Below are 15049 nucleotides of genomic sequence, written 5' to 3'. Positions count from 1 at the left end.
GAATTTGCTCCGAGAAACCCCGTCATTGATGGCGGGAAGGAAAGGCGTGCCGTTGACAGACAGCTTCTTCCACGGGTTAGGATCACCTGCATGATCCTTGTCTACCGCTACCGGGTGAAGTCGCTCAACGGGCTGCTCAACAAGCAGAGCCGTGCGGTGAACTACGTCTGGAACTTCTGCAACGACACGCAGAAGCACGCGCTCAAGTGGAGCAAGAAGTGGCCGACGGGTTTCGATCTGAACGTGCTGACGACCGGCAGCAGCAAGGAACTCGGTATTCACTCCGGCACGGTCAACGCGACGTGCGAGCAATATGCGAAGTCGCGCAGTCAGCACCGTCGACCCTACCTGCGCTATCGCGGCAGGAAATCGCTGGGCTGGGTGCCGCTGAAGGGGCGTGACCTGAAGCGCGAGGGCGATGCGTTTCGTTTCGCCGGCAACACCTTTCGCGTGTTCAACAGCCGGCCGCTTCCCGAAGGCAAGATCAAGGACGGGACCAACTTCGCGCAGGATGCACGCGGCAACTGGTTTCTCAACATCGTGATCGAGATGCCCGATGTGCAGGCCCGCCCGGTCCGTTCCGGTGTTGGCATCGATCTCGGCCTGAAAGACTTCGCCACACTTTCGACCGGCGAGAAGCTGCCCAATGACCAGTTCGGTCGACGAGCGGCGGAAAAGCTGGCGAAAGCGCAGCGGGCGCGAAAGCACAAGCGACATATCGCGAAGCTGCATGCCACGGTGGCGAATGCCCGTGCCGATTTCCAGCATAAGCTCGCGCTCGATCTGGTGCGGCGTTTCGATTACATCGCGGTTGGCAACGTATCTGCCGTCAAACTTGCCAGAACCAGGATGGCGAAAAGCGTCTACGACGCATCCTGGTCGTCCTTCCGGAACAAGCTCCGCTACAAAGCGATCGCGCACGGGGCCACGTTCGAGGAAGTCGACGAAAGCGGTTCGACCCAGTCCTGTTCGTCGTGCGGGTCGAAAGACAGCACGACGCGGCCGAAAGGTATCGCGGGACTGCGAGTAAGAGAGTGGGCCTGCGACGGCTGTGGTGTCGTGCATGATCGTGATACCAACGCTGCGCTGAATATTCTCCGATGCGGACGTGCATCGCCAGGTGTGGGAATCCTCCGCCTTTAGGCGGACGAGGACGTCAACGAATCGTTGTCCCTGTCGTCAACATGAGCGGTCAACATGAGCGCCGGCCGAGCGCCCGTTGCAGTGGCATGCCCCGCCCGGCGCGTGCGGCGATGATCGCGTGCCGCGCAACGGCGCGACAGGCGCGGATGCACTATCTCAAATAGTACATTCGTACGCCGCCCGCGTTTCGTGCGGTGCCCCGCCGAACGGCGCAGCGCGGCCCGCGCGCCCATCGCGCCGCGTTGCCCGGGTCATGGTGCACGTGGCGTGCCCGCCCGTGCGTTCCGTCCCCGGTGCAAACGCACTAGCCAATCAGGTGAATTTGCGCGATGTCCGCTCGCGTTCGCGTCGGTACGCTGGTACTGCATCGGCGCTCATGCGCTGCCCTTTCATACCGCAAAGGGAGGACACCCGGATGAAATTGCATCAGACACCCGATCCGACGCGGCCCGAACCGCCCCCGGACCATCCGCCCGAACCGGCGCCCGGCACCGACCCGCCGGTGCCGCGGCCACCCGACGTGCCGCGCCCGGACATGCCGCCGCGCGAGCCCGGCTACGACACGCCGATCGCCCGCTAAGGCCCGGAAATGCACGCACGGGAACGAGCCGTGCTCACCCACTGAGTGATTCACCCCGCCAATCGAAGGAGAACATCAATGAACAAGACCTCGCACCTTTCGACGCTGCTCGCCGTCAGCGCGGCCTTCCTGCTTTCCGCTGCCCCGCTCACGAACGCGCACGCCCAGGCTTCGTCGACCGACAGCGGCATGGCAACCGAATCGAACCAGCCTGTCACCGACACATGGATCACCACCAAGGTGAAGGGTGAGCTCGCGACCACCGAGGGCGTGAAGAGCACCGACATCAGCGTGAAGACGGTGGACGGCGTCGTCACGCTCACGGGCGTGCTGCCGACGAAGACCGCCGTCAAGAAGGCCATCGCCGTGACACGCTCGATCAAGGGCGTGAAGCACGTCGACGCATCCGGCTTGAAGGCGAAGGCCTGAGCTATCCCGCGGCCGAGCGCCGCACTTTTCTCCCCTTACCAAAGGAGCACACCATGAACGAGGACAAGATCAAGGGCCAGTGGAAGCAAATCACCGGCAAGCTGAAGGCCAAGTGGGGCAAGCTGACCGACGACGATCTCGCGGTCGCGGAAGGCAATCGCGATTATCTGGCCGGCAAGATTCAGGAGCGTTACGGGATCGCCCGCGACGAAGCCGAGAAACAGTTGAAGGAATTCGACCGCGAGCTGTAACGCGCCAGTCGTCTCACCCCACCGCGACGCGCGCTGCGTCGCGGCCACGAGGAGGACAACGACATGGGCAAATATCTGATCGCATGGCTGCTCGGCGTACCGATCGGGCTGCTGGTGCTGTTTTATCTGGTCACGCACCTCTCCTGACGCACGCAACGCCCCGTCAACGAACGAAAACGTGCCGGCGGCTGAAACCAGCCGCCGGCCCATCTGCTTTTGTACGCGCCGCGCGATGCGTCGCGCTTACTTCGCCGCGTTCGCCGTCATCTTGAAGATGCCTTGCGCGTTGCCCGCGTCGAAGCGCAGGTCGGTCACCCAGCGACGCGACGCCTGGTCGAACGTGCGCTTGCGCGTGATGAATTCATAGAACGAACCGGGCACGTTGCGCTTCACTGTGCCGCCGTCGCGGGTGCGAAACTCGCGCTCGACGGTATCTGCGCGATAGGCCGTCTGGAACACGCGGCCCGAGCGCGAACGTTCGACTTCCGGCTTCATCGGCCGGCCCTTCGCTTTCTCGTCGTCGGACAGCTTGAACACGTCGGCGACGCGGTCGGTCGCGTGATTGAACGCGTTGCCCTCGGTCGCGATCCACGCCATTTCCGCCGACTCCATCAGCAGCGTTTCATAGTCGAGCTCGTTCGGCAGATCGTGCTGGCGCGCGAACGCGCCGACGATTTCCGGCAACAGCGCGTGCGCGGCTTCCAGCGACAGCCAGCCTTCGCGCTCGACTTCCCACAGCAGCGCGACGGCCGCCGGCGACAGCGGGTCGCGCGACGAGCTGACGACGTTCGTCACGGCCTGCTGGAATTCCTTCGAGAAGCGCTCCGGATGCAGTTCGCTGACGAAGAACTGCGCGATTTCGTCCGGCGCGTCTTCATGCGCATACGCGCGGCCGGTCATGCCGAGCTTGTCGAGCGGGTAACGACCGTTCAGGCGGAAGCCGAGCGGACGCAGGATGCGCGTGAACGCCGCCTCGCCCGGCGGCAGCGCGCCGGTGTGCGGCCAGCGCACCGTGCGCAGCGCGCCGTGGTCGAAATAGACCGAGCCGCCGCTTTCGATCGCGTCGGCCGTGTACGCGCGGCCGTTCGCCGAACGCTCGAGCAGCCCCTCGAACAGCGCCATGTTCATCGCCTGCGCGATTTCCGCGCGCGTCACGATGCCGTCTTCCCATTCTTCGAGGATGGCCGGCATGTTCAGGGTCGAGAACAGGGCGTCGGTCTTCGCCTGTCCCAGCAGCTTCGTCAGCAAGCTGTCGATATTCGGATTGCGCATCTGGATTCTCGTTTCGGGGGCCCGCCGGCAAACGTGCCGGCCACTCGTCGGCCGGCCGCCCAGCGGGCGCCTGACCTTGCACGGGAAGCATTATTCAAAGGGTTGCAGCGGGGCGTAAAGCGAGATTAAATTGATACGTGATGAGTTTTTGGAATTATCAGCCGTTCTTCGCCGGCGCTTCACCCGGCGCCGTGCGGGTCCATTCGTCAGAAAAATCGAGCATCATGCGCAAATTCAAGATCCCCAACATGGGCGCGCTCGTGGCTTTCGAAGCCGCCGCCCGCCACGAGAGCTTCACGCACGCGGCCAAGGAGCTGTTCCTGACCGAAAGCGCGGTGTCGCGGCAGATCGCGACGCTGGAGGCGAGCCTCGGCGTGCGACTGTTCGCGCGCGTGAAGCAGCGCGTCGTGCTGACGCGGGCAGGCAAGCTGTACGGCACGCAGGTGCGGCGCGCGCTGGAAACGCTCGACCGCGACACGCTGTCGATCATCGCGCACGGCAGCGGCGGCGGTTACCTGGAACTCGCGGTGCTGCCGACCTTCGCGTCGCACTGGCTGATCCCGCGCATCAAGAGCTTCTACGACCGCACGCCCGACGTGCGCGTGAACATGGGCAGCCGCACCGACCTGTTCTCGTTCGAGGACACGCATTTCGAAGCCGCGATCCACTACGGCAAGCCGACCTGGCCCGGCACGTCGTCCGATTACCTGTTCGGCGAGGAAGTCGTGCCGATCTGCTCGCCGGCGCTGCTCAAGGGGCCGGTCGAGCGCGTCGAGGATCTGCTCGCCTATCCGCTGCTGCACTCGACGACGCGCCCCGGCGCGTGGGCGCAGTGGTTCGAGACGCACGGCGTGGAGGACATCCGCACGATGCAGGGCGTGCGCTACGAACTGCATACGATGCTGATCAGCGCGGCCGCGGCCGGGCTCGGTGTCGCGCTCGTGCCGAAGTTCTTCGTCGAGGAACAGTTGCAGCAGCTCGGGCTCGTCGTGCCGTGCGATGCGGCAACCGTCGGCGATTCGGCGTACTACCTCGTGTATCCGACCGAGTTCAGCCACAGCAAGCCGCTGGAATCGTTCCGCAGTTGGCTGCTCGAACAGGCGAGCGCGTATGCGGCGCCGGAGCGCGACGCGCACGACGCCGCTGAGGAAGACGACGAAGACGTCAAGTAACGGCGCCGTCGCGCCGGCGTCATCGCGCGGTGGCGTTGCATGCGTGCCGCGCCGGCACGTCGGCTGAAACGACCGGGCCGCACGCCAGCAACGATAAAAGCAGCGCGCAGGCGCGGCTGGTCATGGTCGATACATCAATCGCGGGACGAATCATGGGCAGTCAGGTGCGGGTCATCGTGACGAAGACCCGCATTGTCGCGCACCGTGTGCGTCACATGTGCCACTTCACCGTGGCGGTCAGCGTGCGCGGATCGCCGGGCATGTTGTACAGGTCCGCGTTGCCGTGCGCGGCGATGAAGTAGCGGCGATTGAACAGGTTGTCGAGCGTGAGCGTCACGTCGACCTTCTTGCTGCGATAGCCTGCGCCCAGGTTGAACACCGTGAACGACGGCAGCGTGACGAGATCGCTCGCCGACGTGTAGCGCGCCGACTGGAACTGCATGCCGGCCGCCGCATAGAAGCCGTACGGCAGCTCGCGCTTGAGCCACAGGTTCGCGCTGTGGCGCGGCATCAGCCCCGGCGTGTTGCTCGACACCGCGAGGCCGGCCGCCGTCGATTGCGCGGAACCGTCCACCGTGCCGTTCAGGTACGCGTAACCGGCATACACCGACCACTTCGGCGCGATCTCGCCGGTGAAGCCAAGCTCCATCCCGCGCACGTGCTGCGTGCCGATCGGCAGCGCATAGCCGGGATTCGCCGGGTCGCCGATCTGCTGGTTGGTCTGGCGCATGTCGAACAGCGCGACGCTGGCCGTCGCCTTGCCGCCGAGGTCGAAGCGCGAGCCGACTTCATACGCGGTGGTCTTCTGCGGCGCGAGCGCGGCGCCGTTCGAGAACGCGCCGGAACTGATCAGCGTGTCGGCCAGCGGCGAGAACGACTGGCTGAACGACCCGTACAGCGTGAGCCAGTCGAGCGGTTCGTAGATCAGGCCGACGCGCGGGCTCCACGCATGATCGGTGCGGTCGAGATTGACGTTCGACGACGTGTAGTCGTGGCGGATCTGGTTCAGGTAGTCGAAGCGCAGGCCGGCGAGCACCTTCCAGTGTTCGGTCAGCGAAATCAGGTCCTGCGCGTAGACGCCCGCGAGCCCGACGACGGTCGACGCGTTCGTCTTCGCACGCGTGCCGGCCGGCACGCCGGGCAGGACGACCGGCCGCGGATTGAAGAGATCGTAGGTCGCGACCTTCGACACGCTGTAGATCGTGTCGAACTTCTGCTGCTGCGACAGCTCCAGCCCGTACAGCAGCTCGTGGCGCATGCCGAACAGCGACGTCTTCTGCGTGAGTTCGAACAGCCCGTCGATGCCGTGATCGGTGCGCTGGCGCGTCGACTGGTCGAGCGTGACGACCGGATGCGCGGCGGTCTTGATCGGCTCGTACGTCACGTAGTTCTTCCGCTCGAGCGAGAAGTCGTACGCGCGGATCGCGCCGTGGAACGACAGCGAATCGTTGAAGCGGTGATCGAGCGACACCGTCGCGCTTTTCGCGGAGACGTCGTTGTACGAACTGTTCACCCCGTCGGCCGACCCGTAGTACGTGTTGATCGGCACGTCGACCGGCCGGCCGCGATACGCGGGCAGGCCCTGGTCGGACGTGCGGCGGTCGTGCAGGTAGTCGAATTCGACGTTCAGCACCGTGTCGCGGTCGAGCTTGAACTGCGCGGACGGCGCGATCGCCTGCCGGTTGAGCTGGAACTGGTCGCGGAAGCTGTTCGAATTCTCGGCCGCGCCGGTCATGCGAAAGCGCGCCGCGTCGTTCGCGTTCCAGCCGAGGTCGAATTCGCCGCGCCGCTCGCCGCGCGTGCCGAGCGTCACGCCCACGTCGTTCACCGGGTTCGCCTGCGGCCGCTTCAGCACGCGATTCACGATGCCGCCCGCCGAGCCGCGCCCGTACAGCACGGCCGCCGGCCCCTTCAGCACCTCCACGCGATCGACGTTCGACAGGTCGCGGTAGTACAGCGCATCGTCGCGAATGCCGTCGACGTATTGATCCGTGATGCTGTTGAAGCCGCGGATCGTGATCTGGTCGCGCTGGCCGTCGCCGACCGAGAAGCCGACGCCCGGCACGTTGCGCAACGCGTCCTGCAGCGACGTCGCGTTCTGATCCTCGATCACCGCATGCGGCACGACGTTCACGGTCTGCGGCACGTCCATCAGCGACATGTCGGTCTTGGTCGCCGCACGCGAATGGCCGCCGTCGTACGACGCATGCTCGGCGGCCGCGTTGACGGAAATCGCGGGCAGGGTCGCCGCGGCGTCGGCCGCCTGCGCAAACGAAGTGCGGGCGCCGGCCAGCGACGTGGCGATCAGAAGCGCATGGCACGCGCTCGTGTTGAGTTTCATCGTGAACGTAGAAGGTGGTGAAGAAAACGGCGAACGAGCGCACGCCGGCCCGCGCGCCTGTCACGCGGCGAATCGGCCGGCGAAGCCCTTTTTCGTGAAGACGACGACGCGCGTGGAGGATCGCCCCGTCGCGCAGGCCGGCGGGCGAACGGCCGGCGCGGATCGATGCCGGCCGGCGCAACCGGCACGAAAAAAGCCGTGACGCCTCGTCACGGCTCGTAATGCGGCGAAATAATAAACGAGAATGATTCGTGTTTTTAATTAATTTTCAACGTGTCGCCTGCCCGCAACGTGAACGCGCATGGCGCTCTGTATTCCTGACGAATACCTTTCTGTTTCAGGCCATTGAGCGGCTTGATTCGTAATGGAAACGAAAGCGTTGAATCGGTCGCCTGATGCGGCAACGATCGGTAAAAGGCGGGAATCGGGATAGGGCGACGGAGGAACTGGGGAGGATCACGAAGGACCGGGCAAGCAGACGGGACGGATTCAACGGTCCGGTGCGCGCCGGACCGGGCAACTCCGGCCCGGCGCTCCGGGCAGCCGACCTCGTATCGGCAGCGCGGCGGATCTTCTTCTGTTCTTCACTACGTCTGCTCTCAGGTTCACTGCATTTTTTTCCTCACCGCGTCGAGCCATTATCCGCTCAATTCGGCCGAAGTAAAACGTTTGCGGTTGCACCCAGGCTGTTATACCGGCGATTCGGAAACATTCTTTCCAAATGCTTACGGTAATGACGACGCGATTCGACCCATGTTGCATTCATTGCGGCGTTCCTTTTAAATGGAACTGGTTCCATTCGTTGAATCGGCCATGTTCGCGCGTGACGCGCCGCCGCGTGCGCGTCATGATGCCGATTCAGGATCGAGGATCATTCAGCTCAGGATTCGCATCACCCGTCCTTCCCGGACACCCCGTCAAACGAGACCGTCATGCCCGATTCCGCCTCCCTGCAGCATCTGTTTCCCGCCTTACAGGACATCCCCGCCGAATTCCGGCTGGCTTCGCCGATTCACCAGCGCGTGTCGCTCGTCGACGGCGAATTGCGACCGTGGGACGGCACGACCAAGACCGTGCTGTCGCCCGTGTGCGTGCGGCAGGCGGACGGCAGCGTCGAGCAGGTCGAGATCGGCAGCTACCCGGTGATGGGCGAAACGGAAAGCGATGCGGCGCTCGACGCCGCGGTTCGCGCGTACGACGCCGGCCGCGGCGAGTGGCCGACGATGAAGGTCGAGCAGCGCATCGCGTGCATGCAGGACTTCATCAAGCGGATGGTCGCGCAGCGCGAACTCGTCGTGAACCTGATCATGTGGGAAATCGGCAAGAGCCTCGCCGATTCGCAGAAGGAGTTCGACCGCACCGTCACGTACATGACGCAGACGATCGACGCGCTGAAGGAGCTCGACAACGCGAACTCGCGCTTCGTGATCGCGGAAGGCACGATCGGCCAGATCCGCCGCACGCCGCTCGGCGTCGTGCTGTGCATGGGCCCGTACAACTATCCGTTGAACGAAACCTTCGCGACGCTGATCCCCGCGCTGCTGATGGGCAACACCGTGGTGTTCAAGCCGCCGCAGTACGGCACGCTGCTGTTCGAGCCGCTGCTCGAGGCGTTCCGCGACGCATTCCCGAAAGGCGTGATCAACACGATCTACGCGCCGGGCGCGGTGGTCGTGCCGCACATGCTCGCATCGGGCAAGATCAACGTGCTCGCGCTGATCGGCTCGAGCAAGGTGGCCGATCACCTGAAGAAGCAGCACCCGAAGTCGCACCGGCTGCGCGCGATCCTCGGCCTCGACGCGAAGAACGCGGCGATCGTGCTGCCCGATGCCGATCTCGACCTCACCGTGAAGGAGTGCCTGCTCGGCGCGCTGTCGTTCAACGGCCAGCGCTGTACCGCACTGAAGATGCTGCTCGTGCATCGCTCGATCGTCGACGAATTCCTGAAGCGCTTCACCGCCGCGCTCGAACAGCTGAAGATCGGCATGCCGTGGGAAAAAGGCGTCAGCATCACGCCGCTGCCCGGCATGCATCGCACCGCGTACATGACGGATGCGATCGACGACGCGAAGGCGAAGGGTGCGCAGGTCGTCAATCATTCGGGCGGCGAATTCAGCAAGACGCTGTTCTACCCGGCCGTCGTATATCCGGTGTCCGAAGGGATGAAGCTGTATCGCGAGGAACAGTTCGGGCCGATCATTCCGGTCACGCCGTTCGACGACGTGGAAACCGCGCTCGACTACGTGACGACGTCGGAGCACGGCCAGCAGGTCAGCATCTTCGGTTCCGATCCGGCGCAGATCGGCGCGCTCGTCGATCCGCTCGTGAACCAGGTGTGCCGCGTCAACATCAACTGCCAGTGCCAGCGCGGGCCCGACGTGTTTCCGTTCGCGGGGCGCAAGGATTCGGCCGAGGGCACGCTGTCGGTGAGCGACGCGCTGCGCGCGTTCTCGATCCGCTCGATGGTCGCGGCGAAGCAGACCGACAGCAGCAAGCAGCTGCTCGACTCGATCGTGTCGGATCACCACTCGAAGTTCATCAATACGGGCTTCATTTTCTGAAGCCGGCTTGATCGATGCCGGCGCCTCCGTCGCACGTCGGTGCGGCGGGGCATCCGGTCGAACGCGTACCCCGTCGCCCGCCTCCGGTCAGATCGCGCCCGGTCGCGCGCGCAGGCCGTTCAGCAGCGTGTCCCATGCCTGCAGCGCGCCCGTCTCATCGACCGGCGAGGTCGCCTGAGCCGGTGGCAGGTCGTTCCGCGCGGCCACGCCCAGCAGCATCTCGATCGCGGTATACGGTTGCGCGAGCGTGGCGGCATTGCCCGGCGCGAGCAGGTAGAAGCGATAAGCCGTGACGGCGCCGTCCTGCAGCTCGAACAGCACTTCCTCGGCATCCATGCCGGCAATCGACCGTTTTCCCTGGCGCAGGATGCGATAGCTTCCGGGCAGGCGGTCCAATGTCGCCCGCAACGCGGGCAGCGCACGGCTGAGCGGCGGCTGCCGATCATCGTCGACGGCATTGCGCAACTGGATCACGAGCAGCGCCGGTCGGCCCGGCATCAACGCGAACGATTGCCTGACTTCCTCGGGGTAGGCCGACGATCCGGTGACGATCCCGCCGTCGAAGCAGAAACCCGGTTCGGTCGGAACGACCCAGTTGTCGCGAAACCGGACGCGCCGGAACGTGTCGTCATAGATGCTTTCGGCACGATCCAGCGCATCGGCGCCGATGCTGCCCGTCGTGCGGACGAGCGTGCGGTTCGAGTACAGATAGCCTTCAGTATCGAACGGCAATGTGACGGATTTCGCCGCCGCTTCGTTGAAGACGAAAACACGCGAATTCGGCACGGGGGAAAAGGCCTTTTCCAGCCAGACGTGACGCGTCTTCCAATCCATCTCGACCGGATTCAAGCGCGGCCTGGTACGCATCTCCTGCTCGCGAGCGGCGACTGCGGCACGGTAGGCGTCCGGCGGCACATCGTGCGTCGTGAGCAGTGTCTCCCCGCGGTACGCGTAACGCTGATTCGAGATCTCGCTCGAAACGGGCCGATCGAACACCAGGCGGCCGATACACCAAGGACGTACTTTGGACAGCAGCGGATTGCCGGTCGCCGGATCGGCGGAAAACACCGAAGAGCAGGCCAACAGTCCCGCCAGCACCCAGAACAAGCGCAAGAAATGAATCATCGGCATCTTCCGGCACCTCGTGCATTCTTCATGGCCTGCGCCACACTGTATCCGGAAATACGCGGCATTCGCCGTTGCCCGGGATCGCGCAACAGTGTGGCTGTGCGAGGCTCCGATGCCTGCACGTCAACCGGCACTTCGGCCACGACGGTCGCGACGGCCACGCGTGATGCCGTCGTCGGCGCGACCCTTGCCCGGTTGACCGCCTCTCGCAGCCAATGCAGTTTCGGCGCGCGATACCTCACACGTTCGTCACCAGCAGCCGAATCCCCGCCACGCCGAACACGACGGCCAGGCACGCTTCCATCGCGCGACGGCCGCGCACGTACAGCCGGCGCGCACCGTCCATCGAGAACACCAGCGCATAGCCGCCGAACACCACGCAGCCGATCGCGAGGCAGCCCGGCACGACCGCGCCGTGCGCCCCGCCCGCGCCGTTCGACGACAACGCGACGATCGACACCCACACGAGAATCGCCTTCGGATTGGTTAGGTGCAGCGTCGCGCCGCGCACGTAGAAGCGCGACAGCCGCTGCTCGCGCGCCGCGTTCGCCGCTGCCGGCGGCGGGCCCGACAGCGCCGTGCGCCCCGACTTGAACGCGAGCCACAGCAGGTACAGCCCGCCGAACACTTTGATCGCGACCAGCAGCTTCGACCACGCGAGCAGCGCAGCCGAGACGCCGAGCGCCGCCACCGTCGCCCAGAACATCGACCCTGAAATCACGCCGAGCGCGAACGCGAGCGCCGCCTTGCGGCCCTGGTTCGCGGCGACCGACATGATCGCGAGATTGCTCGGCCCGGGGCTGGCCGTGCCGATGAAATAGGCGGTGTAGGCAAGCAGCAGGTTGGCGGAGAAAGGCGTGGACGCTCAAGTCGAACCTCGCGGGGATGATCGGGAGATTGTTGGCAAACCCGCGCCGTCTGCCCATGGACAATTGCGCGGCAATTCGCTGGGCCAGTTGCGTGGCCATGCAACCGATCGTCGCTCGCCGGACCGTCTCTGTTTTGAAACAACCGGCGCATGCGCCGCCGGTTCGCGCGACGCGGCAGCGTGCGCTCCATGCAGCCGTTTCCCGTCGGCGAACGCACGGCGGGCGTGGCCGAACCACACCGCACGCGCCGTTCCGGCCGTTCGCCGGCACACGCGCGCAATGCGCCGGATGCCCGCGTTACGTTACATCCGTGAAGCATTTCGCGTCGTCGCGCCGGATCGGGCGCCCGACGCCGCCCACCTCCCGCCCGTAGACACCCTCCTCGGCCGCCTGCGCGATCCAGTGCCGACGGGACTCGCCGACCGATGCCGGATCGCGGCTCAACAATGCTCAACAATCGTCCGGCGGCGCTGGTACGGAATCTGCATTCGGTTCGGGCAGAAGCCGCGCGCGGTACCGCGCGGACATGAATTCACCCTCGGGCGCTCCACGGATCCGCCCGTACGATATGCACACGCAACGAGGCTCTCCATGGATGCGCAGCCCAACTCGTCCGATTCGTCGTTCCAGCTCTTCCTCGCCAAGGTGCTCGAACAGCCGCTGCCCGACTGGACCGAAAAACAGCAGATGGAACTCGAGATGGCGCGCACGCTGTCGACGCACATGGTCACGCTCGCCGAAGACATGCGCAGCCGCACGCCCGATCTCGCGCGCTGCCTCGTGCTGCTTCGCTACGCGAAGGTGCTCGACTTCATGCTGACGTCGCTCGCCGCGCACCGCGACATTCATCCGCAGACGCTGCGCACGCTGTTCCGGCTCGCGAACCTGAAGGTCGACGATGCGTATCCGGTGTGAGCCGGCGCAACGGATCGGGGGCCGCGCACGGCCGTCGCGGCAACGGCGGTCATTCGCGATGCGCGCGAATGTCGGATAACCTCCCCCGCTTCCGCCTGACCTGACCCACCCCGCACACGCACGGCCTGCCTGCCCGTCCGCGCAAACGGAGGTACAATCGCGCGCCATGAACGCACTTCGCCGCTTCCTGCTCCGGCCAGGCGTCGCGCGACAGTTGCTGTGGGGGTTCCTCCTCGTGACGCTGCTGTCCCGCGCGCTGATGTCGGGCGCCGTGATGCTCGATCCGGACGGTCCGGATGCGGGCTCGGTGGTGCTGTGTTCGGGCCAAGGTCCGCTGATCATCACGGGCGCCGCACTGGCCGCCCGCTTCGACGCGAGCGCGCCGATCACGCCGGCCAACGATGCGCGCGCGCTCGTCGACGCGCTCAAGCATGACGCGCACGCCGACAAGACGGCATCCTCCGGCAACGGCGACAGCCTGTGCGCATTCGGCGCCGCGCTGTTCACCGCGCTCGCATCGTTCGTGCTGCTGGTGCTGCTGTTTCCCGCGGCCGCGCCGCGGCGCTTCCGCGTTCACGTCGACAGTCTTCCTTTCGTGCGATCGATATTCGACGATCGCCCGCCTTCCCGCGCTCCTCCTCGGTTCTGCTGAACGTTCCGCCCTGTGGCGCATGCACGTCGATGTGCATGCGCGTTCACGCCGTTCGTTTCATCCGACCTGATTCACGCGTTCACCCGCATGCCCGCTTCGCGCGGGCGACGCCGCCTTGCGCACCGTTTGCGCAGCCTGCCGCGCCGCCTGTTTCGCCGATGCACGCACGCGGGTGCGACGCACGTTGACGGCAGCCGGCCCGCGCCGGCCTCGCCGCTCGACGAACTTGAGGAGCTCACACCATGTCGACCACCGTCGATCGGGCCGTCTCGCCCGCCCGTTCCGCCAGCGCCGGTTACCGGACGCTCTGGCGCTGGCACTTCTATGCCGGCCTGTTCGTGATGCCGTTCCTCGTGATCCTCGCGATCACGGGCACGCTCTACTGCTTCCAGCCGCAGATCGAGCCGCTGCTGTATCCGCACCGGCTGATCGTCGAACCGCGCGCGACGCCGCGGCTCGATGCCGACGCGCTGCTCGCCCGCGCCCGCACCGCGATGCCGGCCGGCGCAACGCCGGTTTCCGTGCAAGTCTCCACCGCGCCTGACCGCAGCGCCGAGTATGGTTTCCGGCTGCGCGACGGCAGCCGCGAGAGCGTGTACGTGAACCCGTACGACGGCCGCGTGCTCGGCACGCTGAGCGTCGAGAACCGCTTCATGCAGGTCGACCGGATGCTGCATCGCAAGCTGCTGCTCGGCAAGACCGGCGAGTGGCTGATGGAGCTCGCCGCCTGCTGGACCTTCGTGATGATCGGCACCGGCATCGCGCTGTGGTGGCCGCGCGGTACGGCGCGCGTCGGGCGCGCACTGCGGCCCGACCTGTCGCTGCGCGGCCGGCCGCTGTGGAAAAGCATTCACGCGACGGCCGGCATCTGGCTCGCGGCCGGCACGGTCGCGTTCATCCTGACCGGGCTGCCGTGGTCGGGCTCGTGGGGCAAGAACTTCAAGGCGCTCGCCGCGACCGTGAACCTCGGCGCGCCGGAAGGCGCGTGGGGCGGCGCGCCGGTGCGCTCGACGCGCCCGGGCGCCGCAGCGACGCCCGAGACTGCGCGTGCGCCGGCCGCCGCACCGTCCGGCCATCATCACGATTCCGGCGAATCGATGCCGGGGATGGTGATGGACGACCTGCCGTTGCCGCAAACGCCGTGGGCGGTCGGCAACGTGCCCGTGCCGCATTCGCCGTCGGCGCAGTCCACGCCGACGCCCGCGCCGCTGCCGCTGGCCCGCGCGATCGCGATCGTCGCCGGGCTCGGCGTGACGAGCGGCTACACGCTCGCGCTGCCGTCCGGCGCGGACGGCGTGTTCACCGCGTCGTACTTCCCGGCCGACCCGAAGGCCGAACGCACGATCTACATCGACCAGTACAGCGGCGCGGTCCTGAAGGACATCCGCTATGACGACTACGGCGCGGTATCGCAAGCGGTGTCGTACGGCACGTCGCTGCACATGGGCCGTTATTTCGGGCTCGCGAACCAGATCATTTGCGCGGTGCTGTCGCTGGGGCTGGCCGCGATGGCCGTCACGGGCACCGTGATGTGGTGGAAGCGCCGCCCGGCCGGGACGCTGGGCGCACCGTCGCGCGAACGCGGCGCGCCGCCGATGCGCGGCTGGATCGCCGGGCTCGTGCTGCTCGGCATCGTGTTCCCGTTGATGGGGCTGACCATCGTCGCGGTCTGGTTGATCGACCGGCTGCTGTTCGGCCGCGCGGCGCGCGCCGCGGCGTGATCGACGCAAGCGCTT

At 66.0% G+C, this 15049-nt stretch carries 12 protein-coding genes and 1 pseudogene; 9 read left to right on the top strand and 4 right to left on the bottom strand.

Annotation, left to right across the window (positions count from 1 at the left end):
- The first annotated feature begins 90 nt into the window (after positions 1-90).
- The 4 genes from HWX03_RS00135 (at position 91) to HWX03_RS00120 (ending at position 2403) form a co-directional block, all read left to right on the top strand.
- Complete coding sequence (locus HWX03_RS00135; protein ID WP_175869804.1) at positions 91-1143, top strand: RNA-guided endonuclease TnpB family protein; 1053 nt, start codon at positions 91-93, stop codon at positions 1141-1143.
- A 415-nt stretch (positions 1144-1558) separates the two neighbouring features.
- Entirely contained in the window at positions 1559-1723 is a 165-nt protein-coding gene (locus HWX03_RS00130) for a hypothetical protein (protein ID WP_175818850.1), read from the top strand.
- A gap of 78 nt (positions 1724-1801) precedes the next feature.
- Entirely contained in the window at positions 1802-2152 is a 351-nt protein-coding gene (locus HWX03_RS00125; RefSeq protein WP_174387272.1) for a BON domain-containing protein, read from the top strand.
- A gap of 53 nt (positions 2153-2205) precedes the next feature.
- Positions 2206-2403 carry a CsbD family protein gene (locus HWX03_RS00120; RefSeq protein ID WP_175869803.1) on the top strand — a complete coding sequence of 66 codons (198 nt, stop codon included), beginning with the start codon at positions 2206-2208 and terminating at the stop codon, positions 2401-2403.
- Positions 2404-2646: 243 nt separating this feature from the next.
- Here the strand turns inward: HWX03_RS00120 and HWX03_RS00115 are convergent, their stop codons facing one another.
- The gene (locus tag HWX03_RS00115; protein WP_175869802.1) at positions 2647-3675 is read right to left on the bottom strand and encodes a DUF1338 domain-containing protein; all 1029 of its coding nucleotides are present in this window, start codon (positions 3673-3675) and stop codon (positions 2647-2649) included.
- Positions 3676-3899: 224 nt separating this feature from the next.
- On the opposite strand from HWX03_RS00115, the gene HWX03_RS00110 reads away from it, so the two are divergent.
- A complete protein-coding gene (locus HWX03_RS00110) occupies positions 3900-4847 on the top strand; it encodes a LysR family transcriptional regulator (protein ID WP_175869801.1) in 948 nt (315 codons plus the stop codon).
- 211 nt (positions 4848-5058) lie between these two features.
- On the opposite strand, the gene HWX03_RS00105 is transcribed toward HWX03_RS00110, so the two are convergent.
- On the bottom strand, positions 5059-7188 hold the full coding sequence (locus HWX03_RS00105; protein ID WP_175869800.1) for a TonB-dependent siderophore receptor: 2130 nt from the start codon (positions 7186-7188) through the stop codon (positions 5059-5061).
- 932 nt (positions 7189-8120) lie between these two features.
- On the opposite strand from HWX03_RS00105, the gene HWX03_RS00100 reads away from it, so the two are divergent.
- Positions 8121-9749, top strand: a complete 1629-nt coding sequence (locus HWX03_RS00100) for an NADP-dependent glyceraldehyde-3-phosphate dehydrogenase (RefSeq protein WP_175869799.1) — start codon at positions 8121-8123, stop codon at positions 9747-9749.
- 87 nt (positions 9750-9836) lie between these two features.
- Here HWX03_RS00100 and HWX03_RS00095 read toward each other — a convergent pair whose 3' ends face one another.
- Together HWX03_RS00095 and HWX03_RS00090 are read right to left on the bottom strand one after the other, a co-directional pair.
- Entirely contained in the window at positions 9837-10880 is a 1044-nt protein-coding gene (locus HWX03_RS00095) for a T6SS immunity protein Tli4 family protein (RefSeq protein WP_175869798.1), read from the bottom strand.
- Between the two features lie 235 nt (positions 10881-11115).
- Positions 11116-11746: pseudogene (locus tag HWX03_RS00090) on the bottom strand (LysE family translocator).
- Positions 11747-12337: 591 nt separating this feature from the next.
- Here HWX03_RS00090 and HWX03_RS00085 point away from each other — a divergent pair.
- From HWX03_RS00085 to HWX03_RS00075, 3 genes are all read left to right on the top strand, one after another.
- Entirely contained in the window at positions 12338-12661 is a 324-nt protein-coding gene (locus HWX03_RS00085; protein ID WP_174387265.1) for a DNA-binding protein, read from the top strand.
- Between the two features lie 166 nt (positions 12662-12827).
- The gene (locus HWX03_RS00080) at positions 12828-13313 is read left to right on the top strand and encodes a hypothetical protein (protein WP_175869797.1); all 486 of its coding nucleotides are present in this window, start codon (positions 12828-12830) and stop codon (positions 13311-13313) included.
- A 242-nt stretch (positions 13314-13555) separates the two neighbouring features.
- Positions 13556-15034, top strand: a complete 1479-nt coding sequence (locus tag HWX03_RS00075; protein WP_175869796.1) for a PepSY domain-containing protein — start codon at positions 13556-13558, stop codon at positions 15032-15034.
- Positions 15035-15049: the final 15 nt, after the last annotated feature.

It is taken from the genome of Burkholderia sp. BCC0397, from assembly GCF_902832865.1.
Taxonomy (GTDB): domain Bacteria; phylum Pseudomonadota; class Gammaproteobacteria; order Burkholderiales; family Burkholderiaceae; genus Burkholderia.
This window is presented reverse-complemented; position numbering and strand designations above follow the sequence as displayed.